The 22,468-nt window shown below is 71.2% G+C and carries 19 protein-coding genes; 8 read left to right on the top strand and 11 right to left on the bottom strand.

All coding sequences use genetic code 11. The annotated features are described in order from the left end of the window. Positions 1–79 precede the first annotated feature (79 nt). Together OG841_RS05570 and OG841_RS05565 are read left to right on the top strand one after the other, a co-directional pair. Complete coding sequence (locus OG841_RS05570; RefSeq protein ID WP_328642499.1) at positions 80–1,159, top strand: YihY/virulence factor BrkB family protein; 1,080 nt, start codon at positions 80–82, stop codon at positions 1,157–1,159. A gap of 50 nt (positions 1,160–1,209) precedes the next feature. Continuing rightward, complete coding sequence (locus OG841_RS05565; RefSeq protein WP_371563816.1) at positions 1,210–1,668, top strand: phosphatase PAP2 family protein; 459 nt, start codon at positions 1,210–1,212, stop codon at positions 1,666–1,668. A 23-nt stretch (positions 1,669–1,691) separates the two neighbouring features. On the opposite strand, the gene OG841_RS05560 is transcribed toward OG841_RS05565, so the two are convergent. The 4 genes from OG841_RS05560 to OG841_RS05545 form a co-directional block, all read right to left on the bottom strand. Further along, on the bottom strand, positions 1,692–2,759 hold the full coding sequence (locus OG841_RS05560; RefSeq protein WP_328642501.1) for a LacI family DNA-binding transcriptional regulator: 1,068 nt from the start codon (positions 2,757–2,759) through the stop codon (positions 1,692–1,694). 118 nt (positions 2,760–2,877) lie between these two features. Beyond that, positions 2,878–5,262 carry a beta-galactosidase gene (locus OG841_RS05555; protein WP_371563813.1) on the bottom strand — a complete coding sequence of 795 codons (2,385 nt, stop codon included), beginning with the start codon at positions 5,260–5,262 and terminating at the stop codon, positions 2,878–2,880. Then, positions 5,262–7,019 carry a beta-galactosidase gene (locus tag OG841_RS05550; protein ID WP_365120246.1) on the bottom strand — a complete coding sequence of 586 codons (1,758 nt, stop codon included), beginning with the start codon at positions 7,017–7,019 and terminating at the stop codon, positions 5,262–5,264. The genes OG841_RS05555 and OG841_RS05550 overlap by 1 nt, the downstream gene beginning before the upstream one ends. 29 nt (positions 7,020–7,048) lie before the next feature. Then, on the bottom strand, positions 7,049–8,215 hold the full coding sequence (locus tag OG841_RS05545; protein ID WP_328642504.1) for an MFS transporter: 1,167 nt from the start codon (positions 8,213–8,215) through the stop codon (positions 7,049–7,051). A gap of 132 nt (positions 8,216–8,347) precedes the next feature. Between OG841_RS05545 and OG841_RS05540 the strand changes: the two genes are divergently transcribed. From OG841_RS05540 to OG841_RS05530, 3 genes are all read left to right on the top strand, one after another. Then, entirely contained in the window at positions 8,348–9,004 is a 657-nt protein-coding gene (locus OG841_RS05540) for a helix-turn-helix transcriptional regulator (protein ID WP_365120243.1), read from the top strand. Further along, complete coding sequence (locus tag OG841_RS05535) at positions 9,001–9,978, top strand: threo-3-hydroxy-L-aspartate ammonia-lyase (protein WP_328642506.1); 978 nt, start codon at positions 9,001–9,003, stop codon at positions 9,976–9,978. The genes OG841_RS05540 and OG841_RS05535 overlap by 4 nt, the downstream gene beginning before the upstream one ends. Positions 9,979–10,141: 163 nt before the next feature. Beyond that, entirely contained in the window at positions 10,142–10,501 is a 360-nt protein-coding gene (locus tag OG841_RS05530) for a cupin domain-containing protein (RefSeq protein WP_328642507.1), read from the top strand. 132 nt (positions 10,502–10,633) lie between these two features. Here the strand turns inward: OG841_RS05530 and OG841_RS05525 are convergent, their stop codons facing one another. The 4 genes from OG841_RS05525 to OG841_RS05510 all read right to left on the bottom strand — a co-directional run bounded on the left by OG841_RS05525 (position 10,634) and on the right by OG841_RS05510 (position 15,098). Beyond that, positions 10,634–11,980, bottom strand: a complete 1,347-nt coding sequence (locus OG841_RS05525) for a vWA domain-containing protein (RefSeq protein WP_365120240.1) — start codon at positions 11,978–11,980, stop codon at positions 10,634–10,636. Next, positions 11,977–12,834, bottom strand: coding sequence for an AAA family ATPase (locus tag OG841_RS05520; RefSeq protein WP_266394630.1), 858 nt, complete (start codon positions 12,832–12,834; stop codon positions 11,977–11,979). The genes OG841_RS05525 and OG841_RS05520 overlap by 4 nt, the downstream gene beginning before the upstream one ends. A gap of 164 nt (positions 12,835–12,998) precedes the next feature. Beyond that, on the bottom strand, positions 12,999–14,309 hold the full coding sequence (locus OG841_RS05515) for an FtsX-like permease family protein (protein ID WP_328642508.1): 1,311 nt from the start codon (positions 14,307–14,309) through the stop codon (positions 12,999–13,001). A gap of 3 nt (positions 14,310–14,312) precedes the next feature. Next, positions 14,313–15,098 (bottom strand): ABC transporter ATP-binding protein, encoded by a 786-nt coding sequence (locus tag OG841_RS05510; RefSeq protein WP_328642509.1) that lies wholly within the window; start codon positions 15,096–15,098, stop codon positions 14,313–14,315. Positions 15,099–15,239: 141 nt separating this feature from the next. Here OG841_RS05510 and OG841_RS05505 point away from each other — a divergent pair, with 141 nt between their 5' ends. From OG841_RS05505 to OG841_RS05495, 3 genes are read left to right on the top strand one after another with little or no spacing between them, the layout of a single operon-like run. Continuing rightward, entirely contained in the window at positions 15,240–15,884 is a 645-nt protein-coding gene (locus OG841_RS05505) for a hypothetical protein (RefSeq protein ID WP_328642510.1), read from the top strand. A 55-nt stretch (positions 15,885–15,939) separates the two neighbouring features. After that, positions 15,940–16,533 (top strand): hypothetical protein, encoded by a 594-nt coding sequence (locus OG841_RS05500; RefSeq protein ID WP_328642511.1) that lies wholly within the window; start codon positions 15,940–15,942, stop codon positions 16,531–16,533. Positions 16,534–16,593: 60 nt separating this feature from the next. Then, a complete protein-coding gene (locus OG841_RS05495; RefSeq protein WP_371563808.1) occupies positions 16,594–19,581 on the top strand; it encodes a family 78 glycoside hydrolase catalytic domain in 2,988 nt (995 codons plus the stop codon). Here OG841_RS05495 and OG841_RS05490 read toward each other — a convergent pair. From OG841_RS05490 to OG841_RS05480, 3 genes are read right to left on the bottom strand one after another with little or no spacing between them, the layout of a single operon-like run. Then, positions 19,554–20,210: a LutC/YkgG family protein gene (locus OG841_RS05490; RefSeq protein WP_328642513.1), complete on the bottom strand. Its 657-nt coding sequence runs from the start codon at positions 20,208–20,210 to the stop codon at positions 19,554–19,556. The genes OG841_RS05495 and OG841_RS05490 overlap by 28 nt on opposite strands. Next, positions 20,207–21,700: a LutB/LldF family L-lactate oxidation iron-sulfur protein gene (locus tag OG841_RS05485; protein ID WP_371563805.1), complete on the bottom strand. Its 1,494-nt coding sequence runs from the start codon at positions 21,698–21,700 to the stop codon at positions 20,207–20,209. The genes OG841_RS05490 and OG841_RS05485 overlap by 4 nt, the downstream gene beginning before the upstream one ends. Continuing rightward, a complete protein-coding gene (locus OG841_RS05480) occupies positions 21,697–22,452 on the bottom strand; it encodes a (Fe-S)-binding protein (RefSeq protein ID WP_328642515.1) in 756 nt (251 codons plus the stop codon). Before OG841_RS05480 ends, OG841_RS05485 begins: the two co-directional genes overlap by 4 nt. Positions 22,453–22,468 lie beyond the last annotated feature (16 nt).

Raw genomic sequence — 22,468 nt, 5'->3', positions numbered from 1 at the left:
TGGCGCCATCGCCGTGGACGCCTGCGAACTCCCGCATCGGCGTCCTGATTGGGGCGGCGTCCGGGGGTACCCGGCCGGCATGAAGCTGCATCTTCCTGGACATAAAGAGCACCACGACAGCGACGAGGCTCCGGAACGCGAGGTCCCGCGGGCCGAGGAGGCGGGCCCCGGGCCCGCCGTGGAGCGGCATGCGCCGGACACGCCCACGCAGCTGCCGAAGCCGGCCTGGGGGGCGGTGCTGCGCGGCAGCCTGCGGGAGTTCAAGGACGACGAGCTCACCGACCGGGCCGCCGCGCTGACGTACTACGGCCTGTTGTCGCTCTTCCCGGCCCTGCTGGTCCTGGTGTCGCTGCTCGGCCTGACCGGCAAGTCCGCCACGGACACGGTGCTCAGGAATCTCAAGCAGTTCACTCCGGGTTCCGCCCGCGACATCATCACCGGAGCCGTCGAGCAGCTGCAGAACAACGCGGGCGTCGGATCGATCATGGCGATCGTCGGCATCGTCCTGGCGGTGTGGTCGGCGTCCGGGTACGTGGCCGCGTTCATGCGCGCGGCCAACCGGGTCTACGACATGCCGGAGGGCCGCCCGATCTGGAAGATCCTTCCGGTGCGGGTCGGCCTGACGGTCGTCCTGATGGTGCTCGCCGTCGTCAGTGCCCTGATCGTGGTCTTCACCGGCACTCTGGCCCGCAAGGCGGGCACGGCGATCGGGATCGGCGACACCGGCCTCACGGTGTGGTCGATCGCCAAGTGGCCCGTCCTGGTGGTCCTGGTCACGATCATGATCGCGCTCCTGTACTGGGGCACGCCGAACGCCAAGGTGAAGGGGTTCAGGTGGATCACACCGGGCAGCTTCCTCGCCCTGGTCATCTGGCTGCTCGCGTCCGCGGGATTCGCTTTCTACGTCGCCAACTTCGCCTCGTACAACAAGACCTACGGCACCATGGCCGGTGTCATCGTCTTCCTGGTCTGGCTGTGGATCAGCAACCTGGCGATTCTTCTGGGCCTGGAGTTCGACGCCGAGACGGTCCGGCAGCGGGCCATCGCCGGCGGCCTGCCGCCCGACAAGGAGCCCTACACGGAGCCGCGTGACACCAGGACGTGGGACGAGCAGGACCTGCGCCGGCTCGACGACTCGGGACCGGCGCACAGCGGGTGACGGTCGATCGGGCTCTGACACAGCAGGCGGCTTCCCGGATCCCGCCGGGCGTGGCCAAGGCGCTGTCGGCGGTGGAGGAGTCCGCGGAGAGCAGCAAGCTGTGGTGTGCTGCTGCCGCCGCGATGGCGTGGCGGGGCGGGTGGCGGGGCCGCAGGGCCGCCGCCGGACTCGTGGCCATGGTGGTCGCCCAACTGGCGTCGAACGGCCTGTGCAAGCAACTGGCCGACCGGCCCCGGCCGCCCGCGGAGTGGATCCCGCACGACGAGGTCGCCGACCGCCCCGACTCGTCCTCCTTCCCCTCCGGGCACACGGCGGCCGCGGTCGCCTTCACCGCCGCCCCCACCTGGCCGGCCGCGGGCGCGCTGTGCGCGGTGCCGACCGCCCTGGTGGCCGTGGAACGGGTGCAGTCGGGCGCCCACTACCCCAGTGATGTCGCCGCCGGTGCCGCCATCGGCCTGGCCGGCGCGTGGCTCACACGTCGTGCCCCGGCTCTGTTCCCGCGCGACTGAAGGGTCAGGCCAGGACACGGCTCTCAGTGTCCCGGCACCGCCCCGCTGCTCGCGCGGATCACGAGGTCGACGGGGACGAGTGACTCGGGGTGCGGCGGTCTTGCCGAGTCGTCGATCCGGCTCAGCAGGAGCCGCAGGGACCGGGTGCCGATCTCCGCGAAGTCCGTGCGCACGGTGGTCAGCGGCGGCAGCAGATGCGCGGCCTCGGGGATGTCGTCGTAGCCCACCACGCTGATCTCGCCCGGCACCGAGCGCCCCGCCTCGTGGAAGGCGTGCAGGACGCCTAGGGCCATCTGGTCGTTGGACACGAACACCGCGGTGACGTCCGTACGCCGGGCCAGTCGGCGTCCCAGATGGTAGCCGGAGTCGGCGCTCCAGTCGCCGAACAACGGCTCGGGGATCCGCGCTCCGGCCGCCTCCAGCGTGGAGCGCCAGCTTGCCAACCGGTGGTCTGCGGAGGTCCAGCCGCTCGGCCCCGCGATGTGCCAGACGGTCGGGTGGCCGAGCCCCAGCAGATGCTCGGTGGCCTTGCGGGCGCCCTTGCGGGAGTCACCGGTGAGCCGCTCGGTCTCCGGGTCGAAACCGTTCTCCAGCACCACCAGCGGGGTGTCGAACCGGGTGTCCGCCAGGGCGTGGCCCACCCACAGCTGCGGGGCGATGGCGATCACGCCGTCCGCGCCCTCGGCCGAGAGCCGGTCGACGGCCTCGACGACCGTGTCGTGCTCGGCCGTGTCCAGGGAGATGGAGCTGAGCAGATAACCGGCCTCCTGGGCGGCGGTGTTGATCGCGGTCAGGATCGCGGACGGTCCGTAGCGCGCCGCGTCGAAGGTGATGACCCCGAGCATCCGGGTCCGCCCGCTGGCCAGCGACCGGGCGCTGCGGCTGGGCCGGTAGCCGAGGGTCCGCATGGCCGTCAGGACCGCCTCGCGGGTCTCGGGGCGGACGGACGGATGCTCGTTGAGCACACGGGAGACGGTCTGCTTGGAGACACCGGCCAGCCGGGCCACGTCGTCCATCACCGGGCGCGAGCCGGCGAAGTTGCGTCGGCTGCGCCCCTTCGGGACGGCTCCCTCGGCGGCGCTTGGGGTCATGGTGACGGTTTCCTCGACGTGTGGTGGCGGTGGTACGGCGGTCCCGGCCCGCCCCGGGAGCACAGCATAGGCGGGCCGGTCCCGAGGATCCGGTGGCGGCATCGGGCTCCGGGGCAGGTCAGCCCGCCCGGACCGACCAGGTGCGCCGGGTGATCCACTCGGCGTGGGTGACGGCGGCCGTCTCCCGCTCGCCACGCGCCTGCTCCGGCAGATGCACCGGCGCCCCGGCACGCAGTGGCAGTATCCGCAGCCGCAGACCCTCGGCCCGCAGGGCCTCGGCGGGCAGCCGGTCCAGGCCGATGTCCCAGACCCGTCCCGCGCAGAACTGGTCGGCGACGAGCGTGTCTCCCACGTACGCCCGCCCCACGTCCCCGCTCCAGCGCAGCCGCAGCAGCGTCCCGGGCGGCAGCGCGTCCGGCACCTCGACGCGGTACTCGGCGGCCACGGTGTCGAAGTACTTGTCGGCGGGAGCACTCGCCCGGCCCTGGACCCCGGTGACGGTCTCGGGGGCGGGCCCGGCGGCCCGGACGAGGGTGACCTGCACCGCGGAGACCTCGCCGGCCGGCGCCTTCGGGACGGCGTAACGGGTGAACACCCCGTCCGTGACCGCCTCCGCTGTGACCCCCTCCACCACGGGCGCCCGCTCGGGTGCGGGCAGCGCGGCGAACGACGTCGCCGTCCCCGAACCGTGCAGCCGTACCTCGTCCCGGTCGAAGACCACACCGTCACCGCACAACACCAGCCGCTCGGCACCCCATGCAGGGCCCCGGTAGGCGGTACGGGCCGTCGCCGCGTCCAGCACCAGCAGGCCGACCCGCCCGCCGTCGGCGGTGTCCACCTCCACCAGGGCGTCGGTGCCGGGACGCAGCCCGGTCACCAGCAGCCGGTCGCCGACCGGGGTGACATCGCCGGTGGGCGTGCGCAGAGCCGACACCGTGGCCGTGTCCAGGGCGAGTTCGGGCGCGATACCGTCCGTCGCGGCCAGCACCAGGACCGCACGGCCGTCGACGTCCACCGTGCACACCGGCTGGGCGGTGGCCCACTCCAGCCGCAGGCCGGCCACCTCGAGACGCAGTGGCCAGCAGAAGTACGCGCCGCTCGGAACCGTGACAGGAACGCTGGGCAGGGTCAACTCGCCGCCACTGGACGGGAATTCGACCGCGAACGAGGTCTCCGGGTGCTCCGGGAGCTGTTCGTGCGGCTGGTGGTTGTTGACGAACAGGAACCCCGAGGTGCCATCACCACGCACCGCCCAGCGCAAGGTGTCCCGGTCGAACTGCCCCTCCGGCCGCCGCTCGGGCAGCGCCGACTCCATGGGGGCGATCAGGTGTCCGAAGTCGGCCAACAGCAGGTGCTGGAGCCGGAGTTCGTGGTACGTCCGCCGATACTGGCCGTACTCGCCGAGCGGTGCCTGGAAGTCGTACGTGAGGACGGGCAGGTCGTTCGGATAGCCGCTGGCGTGCGACTCCTGCAGGGTGCTGAGCTCGCCCGCCGGGTTCGTGCCGCCGTGGAACATGTAGTAGCCCTGCCACACCGAGCCGCAGCCGATCTTGGTGAGGCCGAGCGCGCCGATGTCGTCGGGATCGATATACGGCCGACGGTGGTACGACACCGCCATGCCGCCGCCCAACTCGCAGGTGGCCCAGGGGAATCGGTCCGCGAAGGCGTCGGGCTCGCCGCCCCGCACGCTGACCGGGCGCAGGTCGGATCCGATGCCCTCGTCGTCGCGCTGGTGGGTGAAGAAGAAGTGCTTGCGGCAGGTGTCGGGCCAACCGCCGTCGGCCTCGGTCCAGAAGGCCTCGGTGTAGCCGCCGTAGAGCGGAAGCAGTTCGTCCGGCGGGAGTCGGACACCGCCCCAGGCCGTCGAGGTCCACAGGGGTGCGCTCAGACCGGCCTCCTGGGCCATCCGCTTCAGCGTCAGCAGATGGCCGGGCTGGTCGTAGAGCTCGTTCTCGATCTGGATCGCCACGATCGGGCCGCCGTGCGCCCGGTCGAGGCCGCTCAACTGCTCGGCGATCGCCGCGAACCAGGGGCGTACGGCGTCCAGGTACACGGGATCATCGGTGCGGGGCACGCAGTCCCGGGCCAGGACCCAGTCGGGCAGGCCGCCGTTCCGGACCTCCGCGTGCGACCAGGGGCCGACGCGGGGGATGAAGTCCAGGTCGTGGCGGGCGCACAGCTCGGCGAAGCGGCGCAGGTCACGGTCGCCGTCGAAGCGGACGCGGCCCTCGATCTCCTCATGGTGGATCCAGATGAGGTAACTGGCGACGGCGGTGACACCGCCCGCCTTCATCTTCAGCAGCTCCTCCTCCCACTCCCCGGCGGGGTAGCGGGAGTAGTGGAACTCACCGGAGACCGGGAACCACGGCCGGCCGCCACGGGTGAGCCAACGGCTGGTCACCTCGATCGGGTCGGGCACCCCCGGGGCGTCCGCGAAGGGCAGGTGCCCGGTCTGCGGAGGCCCGGCGGGGGAGGGCAGGCGCAGGTGGTGCGGGTGGGACATCAGTCGATCTCCGGTCCGAGGTCGGGCGTGTCGGTGAGCTGGGCGCGCGTGCCGATGGTGGCGTGCAGCTCCAGCAGGACCAGTTCGTTGGCGCCGGGGCGCAGGACGGGCGCGGGGACGTACAGGGTGTGCTGAGGACCGCGGTTCCAGTAACGGCCGAGATGGAACCCGTTGACCCAGGCCTGGCCCTTGGTCCAGCCGGGCAGGGCGAGGAAGGTGTCGGCCGGGGTGTCGACCTCGAAGGTGCCCCGGTGGAAGGCGGGTACGGAGTCCGTGGTCGCCTCGGACGGGCCGAACGGCACGGCGGCCAGGTGGTCCAGGGGCACGGCCCGGCACTCCCAGCCGCGCAGTTCGGCGCCCTGGAAGGACACCGGGCCGAGCAGCCCCTTGGGCGCCCCGATGCGCGGCCCGTAGTTGACGCCGCCCATGTTCTCCACGAGGACTTCGAGGACGGCACCGGCGTGCGGCACCCGCACGGACAGGGTCTCGTCGTGCCGTTCCCGCTCAAGGACGCCGACGGAGGCGCCGTCCACGAAGACCTGGGCGCGGTCGCCCACCCCGCCCGTGAAGTGCAGCAGACCGTCGCCCGAGCCCGGAAGCGTGGTGCGGTAGAGCACGTAACCGGTGTGCGCACCCAGTTCGTTCATCGTCACCGGGGCCTCGGTGTTCGTCGACGACAGCCCGCGGACGTACGGCAGCAGCGGCGCCCGGTGATCCAACTCGACGTCGGTGACCGGGAGTTTGGGGGCCGGTGAGGGCGCGGGTTCGCCGGGTGTGGCCGTGTGGCGGGCGATCACCGCGCGGAAAGCGTGGTACTTGGGACCGGGGTCACCGCTCTCGGTGAGCGCGGCGTCGTAGTCGTAGGACGTGACGGTGGGCTCGTAGGCGTGTTTGTGGTTGGCGCCGTTGGTGAAGCCGAAGTTGGTGCCGCCGTGGAACATGTAGATGTTGACCGAGGCCCCCGCCGCCAGCAGCCGGTCCAGGTCGGCCGCGGCGTCGGCGGCCGACCGTACGTGGTGCGGGCCGCCCCAGTGGTCGAACCAGCCGATCCAGAACTCCGAGCACATCAGCGGGCCTTGGGGCTGGTGGGCGCGGAGCGCGGCCAGGTTCTCCTCGACCCGGCTGCCGAAGGTGACCGTGGCGAGCGTGCCCGGGAGGGTGCCGGCCGCCAGGTGCTCGGCGTTGGCCTGGTCGCATGTGTACAGCAGTTCCTCGACGCCACGGTCCCGCAACGCCTGCTGGACGTGCTTGAGATACGCGGTGTCGTCGCCGTACGCCCCGTACTCGTTCTCCACCTGTACGGCGATCACCGGGCCGCCGTGCCCGGCCATGAACGGCCGCAGTGCGGGCAGGAGTCGGTCGAGGTAGCCGTCGAACGCCGCCGTGAAGCGGGGGTCGCTGCTGCGCAGCCGGATGTCGGGGTCCGCGAGCAGCGAGGCGGGCAGACCACCGTCGTCCCACTCGGCGCAGATGAACGGCCCCGGGCGCAGCAGGACATGCAGACCCTCCTCCTGGGCGAGGCGCAGCCAGCGGGGCAGATCGAGGAAGCCGTCCAGGACCAGGGTGCCGGGTTCGGGCTCGTGGAGGTTCCACGGCAGATACGTCTCGATCGTGTTGAGGCCCATCAGACGGGCCTTGCGCAGCCGGTCGGTCCACTGGTCGGGATGGATCCGGAAGTAGTGCATGGCTCCGGAGATGATCCGGAACGGCTCGCCGTGCAGGAGGAAACCGTCGGAGGACGTCGTCAGAGCGGGCATGCGGGGCATCCCTTCGAGTCAGGGGGAGTTCAGCGGGTTCGGGTACTGCGGATGAGCCAGAGCGTGGCGGCGAGACACAGCGCGGAGACACCGCTCAGCAGCAGCGGAACGGCCCGGATCCCGGACCATTCGATGGCCTTGCCCAGCGCCGGTCCCGCCGCCACACCGCCGATCATCGAGGCGGCGATGACCAGCGCGCCGGCGCGTCGGGCGCCGGGGGCGGCCCGGTGCAGCCAGGGCAGGCCGGTGGGGAAGATCGGCGCGATGAACAGACCGACACCGGCATACGCGTACGGCGCCAACTCCCGTACGGACGCCAGCAAAAGACAGACCGTCATCCCCGCGCAGGACACGGTGATGATGGCCTGTGCCGAGAAGCGCAGCGCGATCGGGGCGACCAGGAAGCGGCCCACCGTCATCATCAGCCAGTAGACGGAGGTGGCGGTCGCGGCCACGCCGGCGCCGTATCCCACGGTCCGCAGATGGGTGGGTTCCCAGCCGCCGACGCCCGCCTCGATGCCCACGTGCAGGACGTAGAGCGCGACGAACACGCAGAGCACCGAGGCCAGACTGCGGCCGAGAACGCCGGGGGAGTCGGGAGCCGTGCCGGACGGCTGGGGCGCCCGGTTCCGTACGCCCTTCAGGCACAGCAGCAACGGCAGGTTGGCGAGCGCGAAGCCGAGGAAGACCGCCGGATAGTGTCCGGCACCCACCACGCCGATCAGCGCCGGACCGAGGATCGCGCCCACGCCGAAATGTGCGTTGAGAATGTTCAGCATCGCGGTGGAACGGTGGCCGAAGCCGACCGCGAACAGCTGGTTCAGGCCGTAGTCGATGCCGCCGAAGCCGAGACCGGCGAGCAGCGCCGCGGCCAGGGCGCTCGGCCAGTTCGGCGCGAGTGCGAAGCCCGCCGCGCCGAGCGCCATCAGCAGGTACGAGGCGCCCAGGATCCGCCGGTTGCCGATCCCGCCGAAGAGCCGGTCGAACAGCAGGACCCCGGCGACCCCGCCGACGAAATGGGCGCTGAGACCGAGTCCGGCTCCCGAGGGAGACAACCCGAACTCCTCGCGGAACGCGGGGATCGCCGGGCCGTACAGCGCCTGGAGCGCGCCGATGAGCACGAACCCGACGCAGGAGGCGACCACGGCGGCCGGGCTGAAGACCGGAGTGCGCGCGGGCGCCAGCGTCGAGGACATGGGCAATGATGTTACCGGTAACATTCGAGCCGTCAAGATCCGCGGACAGAAGACGGAAAGCGCCGAGCGATTGGACTGGTGGTCCAGTGGCTGGATTGCTAGTCTAGGGAGACTGGCTGAGTGGAGGGTGTGATGGAGGTCGAGCAGGACGCGATCATCGCCGCGCTCACCTCGGTCGTCGACGGGATCGCGGCGACCTTCGGGCCGGTGTGCGAGGTGGTGCTGCACGACTACCGCAGGCCGGAGAACTCGGTGGTGGCCATCGCCGGCTCGGTGACCGGGCGCAGAGTCGGCGGGGCGATGAGCGAGATCGGCCTGCGGATGGTCGCCCGTGGCGACGAGGCGGCCGACGAGCTGAACTACGTCACCCGGACCGACGCCGGCAAACTGGTCAAGTCGTCGACGATGCTGCTCCGGGACTCCTCGGGCGCGGTCTTCGGTGCGCTGTGTGTCAATGTCGACGTCACCGCGGCGAGCGAGGTCCACGCCTTGCTGGGAGCCCTGGCAGGGACCGGCACACTCCCCGAGGAGGAGCGGCCCGTCACCACCTTCGGCGACGACATCGACTCCGTCGTCGACGTCATGCTCGACGCGCACCGGCATCAGTCGTGGGCGCTGCTCGACCGCACCGGGCGCCTGGACCTGTTCCGCAGCCTGGACGAACGGGGCGTGTTCGCGGTCCGGCGGGCGATCGAGCAGGTGGCAGGACGGCTCGGGATCTCGCGCGCCTCCGCCTACAGCTACCTCTCCCAGTCCCGGAAACAGGCGACCACTGGAGGGCACTCGTGACGACCACCACCCCGCCGGTCACCCTGGACGACGTCCAGGACGCGGCCACCCGGCTCAAGGGCGTCGCGCACCGCACACCGGTGCTGCGCTCACGGACCCTCGACGCGCTCGTCGGCGCCGAGGTCTTCCTCAAGTGCGAGAACTTCCAGCGGGTCGGCGCCTTCAAGTTCCGCGGCGCCTACAACGCGGCCTCCCGGCTGACCCCGGAGCAACTGACCCGGGGCATCGCCGCCTACTCCTCGGGGAACCACGCCCAGGCCGTCGCCCTGGCCGCCCGCGAGCTCGGCACCACCGCGGTGATCGTCATGCCCGAGGACGCCCCACCCTCCAAGCGGGCGGCCACCGAGGGCTACGGCGCCGAGATCGTCACGTACGACCGCTACACCGGCGACCGCGAGGCCATCGCCGAGGCCCTGGCCGCCGAGCGGGGCCTGGCCCTCATTCCGCCGTACGAACACCCGCACGTGATGGCGGGACAGGGCACGGCCGCCCTCGAACTCCTGCAGGAGACGGGCGAGTTGGGTGCGTTGCTCACGCCGGTCGGAGGCGGCGGACTGATGGCGGGCAGCGCGACCGCCGCCAAGGGGCTGCACCCGGGTATCCGCATGGTCGGCGTGGAACCGGAGGCCGGCGACGACACCAAGCGGTCCCTGGAGGCGGGGCGGCGCATCGCCATTCCCGTACCGAAGACCATCGCCGACGGACAGGCCCTGCACACGCCCGGCGAGCTGACCTTCTCGGTGAACAGGCGGCTGGTCGACGAGATCGTGCTGGTCTCCGACGACGAGATCCGCGAAGCCATGCGGTTCGCTTTCGAGCGGCTGAAGATCGTCGTCGAGCCGAGTGGCGCCACTCCGCTGGCCGCCCTGCTCGGCGGCCGGGTGAGCGGTCTCCCGGACCGGATCGGTGTGATCGTCTCCGGTGGCAATGTCGACGCGGAGCGCTTCGCGCGGCTCTGTGCGGGCGGGGTCTGAGGGGACGGGGCCAGAGCGGGCTTCGTCACTCGAATGGCAGGCCGGGCTGGACAGGCGGACGATGGAGTGGTGGGGCTCGGCCGCCGCCGGTGCCGTCCAGGAAGGGCGGGAGACGGAGACCGGCCCCGGCCGTACCGAAACACGGCCGGAAGGGAGAGCCGTCATGTTTGAGGTGAAGACGCTCGACAAGCCGGACGAGCGCCGCGATTTCCCGCGTGGCCACCTCGAAGCGGTCCACATGAGCGGACTGGACTTCGCCGTGGGCACCTTCGAACCGGGCTGGCGCTGGTCCGAGTCCGTGGCACCCATCGCGGGCACCAAGAGCTGCGAGGTCCACCACAACGGATATGTGGTCCAGGGCCGCATGCGCATCTCCATGGACGAAGGCGGCGAGGGCGAATTGGGTCCCGGCGACATCTTCGTGGTGACACCCGGACACGATGCCTGGGTGGTCGGCGACGAGCAGTGCGTGGTCTACGACTTCGCGGGCGGCATGGCGAAGGACTACGCGAAGGGCAAGTGAGGCGCACCCGTTCCGGACCGGTTCCAGCTCCAGATGCCGGATGGCCTCGGCCGCCTCGTGGAGGGCGGCGATCCTGAGCGGGGCGGCGTGGGCGGCGGTCATGGGCGTGAGTTCGTCGGTGCCGGTCTCGGGTCAGATCGGCAGCAGCCGTCCCACCAGTGCGCTGAGCTGCCGCACATTGCGGCACTCGTGCATCTCCACCGACTCCGCGTACTCGTACGCGGCCGAGTCGCCCGTGCCCCACTGCGCGCGCTCCTCCGGGTTCAACCAGTAGACGCGGCGCGCCCGTTCGGTGATCGCCTGTACGGCGGACAGGTTCGGGTCGCTCATGTTGGTGCGGGCGTCACCGAGTACGAACACCGTCGTGCGCGGGCTCAGCGCATCCGCGTACAGCGACGCGAACTCGCCGAGCGCCACGCCGTAGTCGCTGCTGCCGTGCCACCCCGTCAGTGTGGCCTCGGCCCGGATGCGGGCGCCGAGCCCCTCCGGGTCGGCCGCGCCGTGTTCGAGGAGCCGGGTGATCTCGTCGAGCCGGTTGACGAAGGCGAACACCCGCACCTTGCTGAACTGGTCGTGCAGCGCCTGCACCAGCAGCATCGTGAAGTCCGAGAACCCCGACACCGAGCCCGACACATCGCACAGCAGCACCAGTTCGGGCCGGGCCGGCCTGCGCCGCCGCAGTACCGGTTTCATCGGCACCCCGCCCGTGGACAAGGAACCGCGCAGAGTCCGCCGTAGATCGATACTGCCCCGCGCGGCACGGCGACGACGGGCCGCGAGCCGGGTGGCGAGCTTGCGGGCCAACGGCTGTACCGTGCGCCGAAGTTCGGCCAGCCGGTCCTTCCCGGCGAACAGGAAGTCGACCCGGTCCGTCGTCGGGGCCACCGCCCGCCGCGCGATCTCGTCCCTGCCCCGCCGCTCGGCGACCCGCCGCCGGGCCTCCGCCGCCACCAGCACGCGGAACGCCTCGATGCGCCGCCGGAGCTCGTCCTCCAGTAGTCGGTCCGTGAACCCGGACATGCCCTGCTGCCCCCGGACGTCGTCGCGGACGCGCGCGAGCAGCGTCTGCGGGCGCAGCCGGTCGAGGGTCTGGTACGACGACCAGCCGTCCGACGCGGGGGAGTTGCCGTACCCGCCGAACCCGTCGACCGCCTCGACCGCGAGCCGGGCCATCAGGGTCTCGTCGTTCGCGGCGAGGGCCTTGGCGAGGCGTTCGCGCAGGTCGTCCCGGTCCCCGGAGGTCTCTTCGGGCGCGCCGACGCCCCGTGGGAAGTACAGGTCGAAGACCGGGTCGAACACCTGCCGTTGGGCCGTGCCGTGCAGCAGGGTCGCCGCCAGGCCCTCCCGCAGCCGTTCCCGGTCCGCGAGGCCCAGCGCCTCGACGGCCTGGGCCGCGTCCACGGTCTCGCCGGTCCCGATCCGGACACCGTGCGCGCGCAGGGCGCCGACGAGGGAGGTGAGCCGCTCGGCGGTGCTCACACCGCGTCCAGGTCGAGCTTGGCCCCCGCCTTGAGGATGTCGTCCTGGTGCTTGAGCAGCACACCCAGACTGTCCCGTACGACCGTCTCGTCGAGATGGTCCGCGCCGAGCGCGAGCAGCGTCCGCGCCCAGTCGATGGTCTCCGCGACCGAGGGCACCTTGCGCAGGTCCATGGCCCTGAGCGCCCCCACGACCCGGACCACGGACTTCGCCAGCGCCTCGTCCAGACCAGGCACCCTCAGCCGTACGATCCGCCGCTCCAGCTCCTCCTCGGGGAACCCGATGTGCAGGAACAGGCAGCGGCGGCGCAGGGCCTCCGACAGTTCACGGCTGGCGTTGGAGGTCAGGACGACGAAGGGGCGGCGGGACGCGGTGATCGTGCCCAGCTCGGGGACCGTGACCTGGAAGTCGCTGAGCACCTCGAGGAGCAGGCCCTCGACCTCGACGTCCGCCTTGTCGGTCTCGTCGATCAGCAGCACCGTGGGCTCGTCGCCGCGGATCGCCGTGAGCAGGGGCCGGGAGAGCAGGAACTCCTCGCTGAAGATGTCCGTGCGCGCCTCGTCCCAGGTCTCGTCGCGCCCCGCGCTGATCCGCAGGAGCTGCTTGGCGTGGTTCCACTCGTACAACGCCCGGGACTCGTCCACACCCTCGTAGCACTGCAAACGGACCAGCCGGGCCTGCGCGACCTCGGCCACCGCCTTGGCCAGCTCCGTCTTGCCGACCCCGGCGGGGCCCTCGACCAGGAGCGGCTTGCCGAGGCGGTCGGCGAGGAAGACGGTGGTCGCGACCGCGGGCGAGGCGAGGTAGCCGGTCTCGGCGAGGCGTGCGGAGACGTCGTCGACGGATGTGAACAGCAACGGGGCCTCCTGCGCGGCGCGAACTCGTGTCCGTCCACTATCTAAGCGCTTGTTCACCGCCTTTGTCACGGGGTGACAAGGCGCCCCGAGGCCGCCGGACGAGGCCGGAGCGCAGCAGGAAAGGGGGCGTCACCGAAGTGACGCCCCCTGACCGCTGCCCCTCACGCTGCCGACCCCACCGCCTCCACCGCCGGAGTGCGCAGCACCCTGCGGGCCGTGACCAGACCCGTCCCGATCGTCGCGGCCGCCGCGATCGACGCCACCGCCAGCCAGATGCCGAGGCCCTGGTGAGGCAGCACCGAGTCGGAGCGCACGACCGTGAACGGAATGATCCCGGCCAGCGCCGCCACCGTGCCGAAGCACAGCCCGACGGTCGTGAGGACCAGCCCTTCCACGCCCACCGTGCCCAGCACCTGCCCCGGGGTCGCCCCGGCGAGGCGCTGCTGCCCGAACTCCCGCCTGCGGTAAGTCGTCGCCGCGTACAGCGAGTTGATCAGCATCACGCAGACGAACACCACGATGATGCCGACGACCGTGAGGTTCAGTGTCTGAAGGTTCTTCGCGTCGACGGTCCTGACCGCGCCCGAGGCCCGCGTGGCGTCGCTCTCCACACCCTGCATGTAGAGCGTGGCGACGGACACCGCCGTGAACAGGATCAGCGACATCAGGATCCCGGACAGGTGGTCCGCCCGCCGACGCAGGTTCCGCACGGCCAGCCAGCCGCTCGAGCCGGTCAGCGGCAACCGGTCCAGGACACCCTTCAGCAGCCGCGGCGCCAGCAGGGCGAACCCCACGGACAGCAGGATCGCCCCGTACGCCGGTGTCGCCATGAGTGCCTCGTCCGTCGCCGAGAAGGCGAAGGTGGAGGTAGCCGCCACGGCACCGATACCGAGAGCCGCGTACGCGAGGAACGTCCGCGCCCGGCCGCGCCGTCGGGGTGTGCGCGTGGCCCGCCGTACGGCGAGGAAGGCGGCGCCCGCCGCGGCGACCAGCGTGATGTCGACACCCGACAGCAGCGCCACGGGGCCGAAGGAGTGGTCGACCGAGCCGTCGACCTGCCCGCTGTCCTGGAAGGCGTCCAACAGGGCCTGTCCGCCGAGCATCGCCGGACCGATCGCCAGCACGGCACCGATCAGGGCGACGGCCACGGCCTCACCCACGACCATCCGCCTGATCTGCCCCGGAGTAGCCCCCGAGCAGCGCAGCAGCTCCAACTCACCCGCGCGCTGGCGGACGTTGACCGTCAGCGTCGAGGCCACGGCGAAGAACACCAGGAGGGTGCCGTAGCCGCCGACGACACTCGCCGACGTGGTCAGCGTCTCCGAGCTCACCGGGTCCACGCCCGGCCGGCCCGCCGTGTCGTACAGCGAGTTGAACGTCATGATGATCCCCGCGCCCAGGAAGGCGGCCAGCAGTGTCGCGAGGAACCGTCCGGGCCGTTGCCCTATCGACCGCATCGCCAGCATGAACATCGCTCACACCCCCGCCGTCACGTCGTCGCCCAGGTGCGCGAGGCGCTCGGCCACCGCGTCCGGTGTCGGTGCGTCCATCCGGCCCACAAGCCGGCCGTCCGCCAGGAACACCACGGAATCGGCGTACGAGGCGGCGACCGGGTCATGGGTCACCATCACCACGGTCCGGCCGTGCACCTGCACCGCCTCCTGGAGCAACCGCAGCACATCCCGCGCACTACGGGTGTCCAGAGCGCCCGTAGGCTCGTCCGCGAAGATCACCCGAGGGTCCGTGACCAGCGCGCGGGCGATGGCGACCCGCTGCTTCTGACCGCCGGAGAGCTGGTCGGGGCGATGGCCGAGGCGGTCGCCGAGCCCGACCGAGGTGAGGACCTCCTCCGCCCTCCTCCGGTCGACCTTTCGGCCCGCGAGCTTCAGCGGCAGCACCGTGTTCTGCGCGACCGTCAGCGTCTCCAGCAGGTTGTACTGCTGGAACACGAACCCGACGCGCCCGCGCCGGAACCTCGTCAGCGCCGCCTCGCCACCGCCCGTCAGCTCCGTGCCGTCCACCCGTACGATCCCGCTGTCCGGCCGGTCGAGACCGGCCGCGCACTGCAGCAGCGTGGACTTGCCGGACCCCGATGGCCCCATCACCGCGGTGAAGGTGCCCCGGCCGAGGCTCAGCGTCACTCCGTCCAGGGCGGTCACGGCACTGTCGTCGGTGCCGTACGTCTTGCTGACCTTCACGAGCCGCAGCGCCTCGGCGGCGGGTCCCGTGTCGTGCCTGCGTCGTGAGCCTGTGCGAAACATCGTCGTCCCCCTTCGTCCGGCACGCCGTGTGCCTCGCTCAAGAAGCTACGGAGCCGCGGGCCGGGGCACATGGGGCGCAGAACCCGTCTTCCGGGGTGTATTCAGTGACACCCCCGCGCGGATACGGCAGGGTTGATCGCCATGACCGACGGAACAGCCTGGCTCGCCGAGCCCCAGTCCATCGCCTACGGCGGCTACAGCGTGGTGATCGCCCCCGACCTCGAGTCGGAATCACTGGCGAGACGGATCGCCGAGACCGCCCCGGGACGGTACCGGCCCCGCCCCATCGGGGAGCTGACCGGCCGCCAGGTGCAGGACCTGCTGGAAGGCCTCTACGGAGGAGTCCGCGAGGGCATCGCCCTGCGCCACGGTGAGCTCGACGAATGGTCCTACGTCATCAAGTACGGCGGCTGGCAGGGCAGGTTCGGCTCCGTCGGCCGACCCGTCGACCGGGGCGGGCTGCACGTCTTCCACCTGGAGTACGAGGAGGAGAACGGCAAGCCGGTGCCCCCGCGCTTCACCTACCGCCACGACGAGAACCTGATGTGCACGTTCAACCTGCACCTCGACGGCAGCTGGGCGCACGGCAGTCCCGAGGGCGACCCCGAGGTGGCCGCCGCCGTCCAGGAACGGCTCACCGCCGCCGGACTGCCCGACGACGCGTTGGACCGCCGTGCCGTGCACCGGGCCTGCCTGGAGGTCGTCCAACGGCACTTCGGCCTCACTCTGCCCCGCGAGCGGATCCTGGAGGACACCCTGCCGACGCTCCTGCTGACCGCACCGTGACCTCGAAGGCCGGCGGCGGTCGGCGTTGTCAGTGGGGCGCTGTACGTTTCCGGGCATGGGGATCTATCTGGTGAGCGTGGGTGCGCGGGAGTGGTTCGACGCGGACGAGGAGGAGGGCCGGGGGGCGGTCGCCGCGGGGCTGAACGAGGAACTGCGCCGCCGGGGGCTGCCGCCGTACGAGTCCGTGCCCGAGGACACGGAGTTCGTCCGTGGGTCGGGGCTGCGGTTCGAGGAGAAGCTGGTGCCGTCCATGGACGGCCTCGTGCGGCTGGCGCGTGAGCATCTGGCGCCCTCCGAGCCGGAGGCCCTCCTCGACTGGTCGGTGCTGGTGCCGGTGTCGCTGGACGTGGAGGTCGAACTGCCCGTCGAGTCCTCCTACTCGGACACCACGGTGATCGCCGGAGCCCCGCAGATCCTCGACCTCGCGCGACGGCTGGCCGAGGCCGTGCGCCTGCCCCTCGACGAGATACCCGAAGCCTGCGACAACCTCGACCTCACCATGTGGTTCCTCGACGGCGAGGCGGAGCGGGTGGCGGCCACCCGGCCCGGACCGTGGGGCGAGGACCTGGACGCGGCGTTCTATGTGGCGCTGTATCTGCGCGCCGCTCAGCACTCGCTGCGGCGGGGGTGTCCGATCGTCTACTCCTGAGGTCACCCCGGCTGTGCAGCAGAAGTAGAGACAACTCAGAACAGCCGAAGGGACAACGGCATGACCGACGGAGTCGACAGGGCGAACACGGCCGCCGACCGGACCGCCGTGGAGGGCCTCACGGTGGAGCACCGCACCGATCCGCTCGGCGTGGACGCGGCCCGCCCGAGATTCGGCTGGCGCACCGCGTCCCGGGTCCGTGGCCGGCGTCAGACGGCGTACCGTCTCCTGGTCGCCTCCACCCCCGACCGCCTGGCCGACGGCCGCGCGGACGTCTGGGACAGCGGCCGGGTCGACTCGGCGGACTCGGTGGCCGTACGGTACGCGGGCCCCGGGCTGCACGCCTCGACCCGCTACCACTGGACGGTCCAGGTCTGGGACGAGAACGACCGCAGGCTCCCCGAGGCCCCGACCGCCCGCTTCGAGACCGGCCTGCTCAGCACCGACGGCGTGACCGGCTGGGACGGCGCGAAGTGGATCAGCATGGCGGGCAAGGCGCCGAACAGCGCGGGCTCGCCGCTCCTGAGACGGCAGGCGGACCTGAAAGCCGGCCGGGTGCGCGAGGCCCGGCTCTACGTCTCCGCGCTCGGCGTGTACGACGCCTACGTCAACGGCCGCCGGGTCACCGTGCCCCAGGACGGCGGCACCACCCACGAACTCCTCACCCCTGGCTGGACCAACTACGACACCACCGTCAGCTACTTCACCTACGACGTGACGGGCCCGGTGGTGGGGAAGCCGCAGGTCACCCTCGCGGCGGTGCTGGGCAACGGCTGGTTCAACGGCCGCGTCTCCGACAACAGCGTGTACTACCTCGAGGACGGCAACCGCCTCGCCCTCAAGGCCAAGCTCCTGATCCGTTACGAGGACGGCTCGACCCAGACCGTCGTGACCGCGCCCGGCGACGACTGGAGGGCCACGGACACCGGCCCCTACCGCGCCGACGACATCTACGACGGCCAGACCTACGACGCCCGCAGGGAACTGCCCGGCTGGACCGCGAACGGCTTCGACGCCTCCGCCTGGTCCGGTGTCGAGGAGCACGACTTCACCACCCGGTTCCCCGAGTCCCGGCTGGTCGCCTACCCCGGCGAGTCGGCCCGGCTGATGCCCGCATGGGACCGCAGGCCGCGGTCGATCACCGTCTACACCGGCGGCGACTTCGTCCCCGACCCCGCCCGCACGGTCACCGATCCCTCCAGGGCCGCCACTACCCACACCACCCTGCACCCCGGCGAGACCGCCGTGATCGACCTCGGCCAGAACCTGGTCGGTGTCCCCCGCTACACCCTCCGCGGCCCCGCGGGCGCCGAAGTGGTTTTCACACCGGGGGAGATGCTCAACGACGCCGGCGCGGGCGCCGACGGCCCGGAGGGCTCCGTCTACCGGGCCAACCTTCGTACCGCCAAAGCCACCAGTACATACATTCTCAAGGGCGACCCGAAGGGCGAGACCCACCAGGACTCCCTGACCTTCTACGGCTTTCGCTACGTCTCCGTCACCACGACCGCCACCGTCACCCTCACCGACCTGACCGGCAGGGTCGCCACCTCCGCCCTCCGCGACATCGGCACCGTCGAAACGGACGCCCCCGACGTCAACCAGCTGATCAGCAACGTCCGTTGGGGCCAGCGCGGCAACTACGTGTGGGTGCCCACCGACTGCCCGCAACGCGACGAACGCTGCGGCTGGACCGGCGACACCCAGCTCTTCTCCCACACCGGTCTCTACAACACCGATGCGGTCGCCTTCCTGAGCCACTTCCAGGACATCCTGATCGACTCCCAGCGCACCTATGGCGCGGACGGCGCCCAGTTCACCTGGATCGCCCCCGGGGCCCGCTACAACGAGCCGGTTCCGGCGAGCGGTTGGGCGGACTGCGGGGTCGTCGTCCCCTGGACGGTGTGGCAGATGAGCGGTGACACCACCCTCGTCGAGCGCAGCTGGGAGGCGATGACGGCCTACATGGACTGGATCCGCGCGCGCACCGGGGACACCTACGCCGGACAGGGCGCGATCTTCGGCGACTGGCTGGCCTTCCAGGTGACCAGCACCCAGCTCATCAGCGACGTCTACTACGGCTACAGCGCGCGGCTCATGGCGGACATGGCGCGCGCCACCGGCCGCGCCGACGAGGCCCACGCCTACGAGGAGCTCTTCTCCCACATCAAGCGGGCGTTCATCACCACGTACCTGAGCACCGAGGACGGCCGCCTCACCGTGCGTTCCAGTCTCGGCTCGCCGCCGCCGTGGACCCCGGGAGGCAGTCCCACCCAGACCGAGGACGACAGCCAGACCGCGCTGCTCTGGGTCCTCAAACTCGGCTTGTACGACACCCAGGTCCAGCGCCGTGCCCTCGTCGAGCTCCTCGTCCAGAACATCGGCAACGACGCCGCCTACAAGGCCGCTCACCCCGGCAGCACCCGTGTCGGGTACGCCGAGAACACCCTCTCCGTCGGCTTCCTCGGCGTGAACGTCCTGGCCCCCGTCCTCACCGAGGAGGGCCAGGTGGAGCTGGCGTACAAGGTGTTGCACCAGGACGCGATGCCGTCCTGGCTGTACTCGGTGAGGAACGGCGCGACGACGGTCTGGGAGCGCTGGAACTCGTACGCGCGGGAGGAGGGCTTCGGGCCGGTCGAGATGAACTCGTTCAACCACTACTCCTACGGCGCGATCATGGAGTGGATGTACGAGAGCATGGCCGGCATCGCCAAGGACCCGGCCCACCCGGGCTTCAAGCACTTCTTCCTGCGGCCGCACCTCGACCCGACCGGCAGGATCACCCGGGTCTCCGGCTCGCACCGGTCGCCCTACGGCGAGATCGTCAGCGCATGGGCGGTGCGGGAGAGCGAGTTCGGGCACCGGGTCGCGGTGCCCGCCAACAGCACCGCGACCCTGCGCGTCCCCACGTGTGACCCCGACTCCGTGCGCGAGAGCCGCACCCCCCTGTCACGCGTCAAGGGGGTGAAGTACCTGGGCTTCGAGGACGGCACCGCGTCCTTCGAACTCCCCTCAGGGCGCTACGAGTTGACCTCCGCACTCGCCTGAGTGTCCACCAGTACCACCTCGAGGGTGCGCGGACCGTGCACCCCCTCGACCCGGTCCAGTTCGATGTCGCTGGTCGCCGAGGGACCCGAGATCCATGTCAACGGGCGTGCCGGGTCGAGGCGTTCGAGGGCCTGCGGCACCGAGGAGACGACTTGGTCCGGGACCCGTACGACACAGATGTGATGGTCCGGGACGAGGGTGATGCGGCGGCGACCCTGGTCCGGGCCCCCGTCCAGCACGATGGTGCCGGTCTCGGCGACGGCCACCGCGCACGCCGTGACCACGCTGTCGATCCGGTCCAGTTCGTGCGGGGTGCTCTCGACCCGGTCCGGGACCTGCTCGGTGTCGGCCTCCGCCAGCCATGACCGCTCCAGCCCCGGCGGTACGAGGACCGTCTTCGCGCCCCGTGCCGCCAGCATCCCGGCGAGCGTCGCCGGCAGGTCGGCCGCCGTGCAGCGGTGCACGATCGCCCGGTAGTCCGCGAGGTTCTCGGCCAGCAGTTCCACCGTCTCCTCGACGCTCCGGTCGCCGTGCTCGCGCAGGTACGCGCGCTCGATCGGGGTGTCCTCGCTCGGGACATCGGCCAGCGCGCGCCGCACCCGGCCCAGGATCCGTTCCCTGCTGCTCACTTGCCGCTCTCCTTGCCGCCGTTGGTGCGCTGCCACCAGTCGCGGAAGGGTTCCGCGGGCACGGCAGGCAGATCCCGGGTACCGCTCCACGCCTTGCCGGGACCCGGCAGACTGCGCGGATGCAGGCGCCGGGTGCGCGAGGCCAGCCGCTGGCCGGTGCGCAGTGCACCCGGGTGGGCGAACGCCCAGCGGGCCGCCCGCATCGCCGCCCGCTCGGCCGCGTGTCCCTTGGCGGGCTTCAGGACCACCTTGTTGCCCTCGCGGACCACCGGCCCGCCCTCCACGATCCGCTCCCGCAGATGCACCAGCACCTCGGGGATGTCGATGGCGACCGGGCAGACCTCGTAGCAGGCCCCGCAGAGGCTCGACGCATACGGCAGCGAGGCGTCGATCTCGCTTGCCGTGCCCCGGAGTTGGGGGCTGAGGATCGCACCGATCGGGCCCGGGTAGACCGAGCCGTAGGCGTGGCCGCCGGCCCGCTCGTACACCGGGCAGACGTTCAGGCAGGCCGAGCAGCGGATGCAGCGCAGGGCCTGGCGGCCGACCTCGTCGGCGAGGGTGTCGGAGCGCCCGTTGTCGAGCAGCACCAGATGGAAGTTCTGCGGGCCGTCCCCTTCCCCGGCGCGGCCGTCCCTGGTGCCGGTCCACGTGGACGTGTACGGGTTCATGCGCTCGGCCGTCGAGGAGCGGGGGAGCGTCTGGAGGAAGACTTCCAGGTCCTGCCAGGTCGGCACGATCTTCTCGATGCCGACGACCGAGATCAGCGTCTCGGGCAGGGTCAGGCACATCCGGCCGTTGCCCTCGGACTCCACGACCACCAGGGTGCCGGTGTCGGCGACCATGAAGTTGGCGCCGGAGATGCCGACCTTGGCGCGCAGGAACTTCTCCCGCAGGTGCAGCCGTGCGGCCTCCGCCAGTTCGGCGGGCGTGTCGGTGAGGCCCTCGGGGGCCGGTCGGCCCCACTCGCTCATCTCGCGCGCGAAGATGTCCCGGATCTCGCCCCGGTTGCGGTGGATGGCCGGGACGAGGATGTGCGAGGGCCGGTCCTTGCCCAACTGCACGATCAGCTCGGCGAGATCGGTCTCGTAGGCCCGGATGCCCTCGGCCTCCAGAGCCTCGTTGAGCCCGATCTCCTGCGTGGCCATCGACTTGACCTTGACGACCTCCGACTCGCCGGTCATCTGGACGAGCTTGGTCACGATCTCGTTGGCCTCGTCGGCGTCGGCGGCCCAGTGGACGGTACCGCCCGCCGCCACGACCGACTCCTCCAACTGCACGAGATAGCGGTCGAGATGACGCAGCGTGTGGTCCTTGATCTGCTTGCCCGCCTCGCGCAGCTCCGCCCAGTCGGAGACCTCGCTGACGGCCTTCTCCCGCTTGGCGCGGATCGTGTGCGTGGCGTGGCGCAGATTGCCGCGCAGCGTCCGGTTGTTGACCGCCTCGTGCGCGGCCTCGGGGAAGGCCGGCATCCCTACGAACGTTCCGCTCATACGGCCGGTTCCTCCTCCGTGCTCGCCAGGATCTCCGCGATGTGCACCGGCCGCATGCCCGACTCCAGCCGGCCCATCGTTCCCCCGATGTGCATGAGGCACGAGTTGTCGGCGGCGCACAGCACCTCCGCGCCCGTCGACTCGGCGTTGCGTACCTTGTCCGCGCCCATCGCCGCCGAGACATCGGCGTTCTTCAGCGCGAACGTGCCACCGAAGCCGCAGCACTCGTCGGCGCCCGGAAGCTCCTTGAGCTCAAGCCCCTTGACCGCCTGGAGCAGCCGCCGGGGCCGGTCACCGAGCCCGAGGCCCCGCAGTCCGTGACAGGTCGGGTGGTACGTCACCGTGTGCGGGTAGTGCGCCCCGACGTCCGTCACCCCCAGCACGTCCACCAGGAACTCCGTCAGCTCGTAGGTCTTCGGCACCACCGGCGCGAGCGTGGTCGCGAGGCTTTCCCCGCGCCCCTCGGCCCGGGCCCGCTCACCCATCCGCGGATACAGCTCCCGCACCATCGCCCCGCATGATCCGGACGGCGTCACGATCGCCTCATAGTCCCGGAAGACATCGGAGAAATGCCGAGCCAGCGGTTCCGCCTCATGCCGGTAGCCGGTGTTGTAGTGCGCCTGCCCGCAGCAGGTCTGGGACATCGGGAAGTCGACGTCGACGCCCAGCCTGGTCAGCAGTTTCACCACGGCGCGCCCGGTGTCCGGATAGAGCGTGTCATTGACACAGGTCAGGAACAGGGCGACACGCATCGCGGCTCCTTGTGGT

Origin of the sequence: Streptomyces canus, from assembly GCF_041435015.1 — a bacterium.
In the GTDB taxonomy this organism is placed as follows: domain Bacteria; phylum Actinomycetota; class Actinomycetes; order Streptomycetales; family Streptomycetaceae; genus Streptomyces; species Streptomyces canus_G.
The sequence above is the reverse complement of the archived record's forward strand: the minus strand, read 5'-3'. Positions and strand labels throughout refer to the sequence as shown.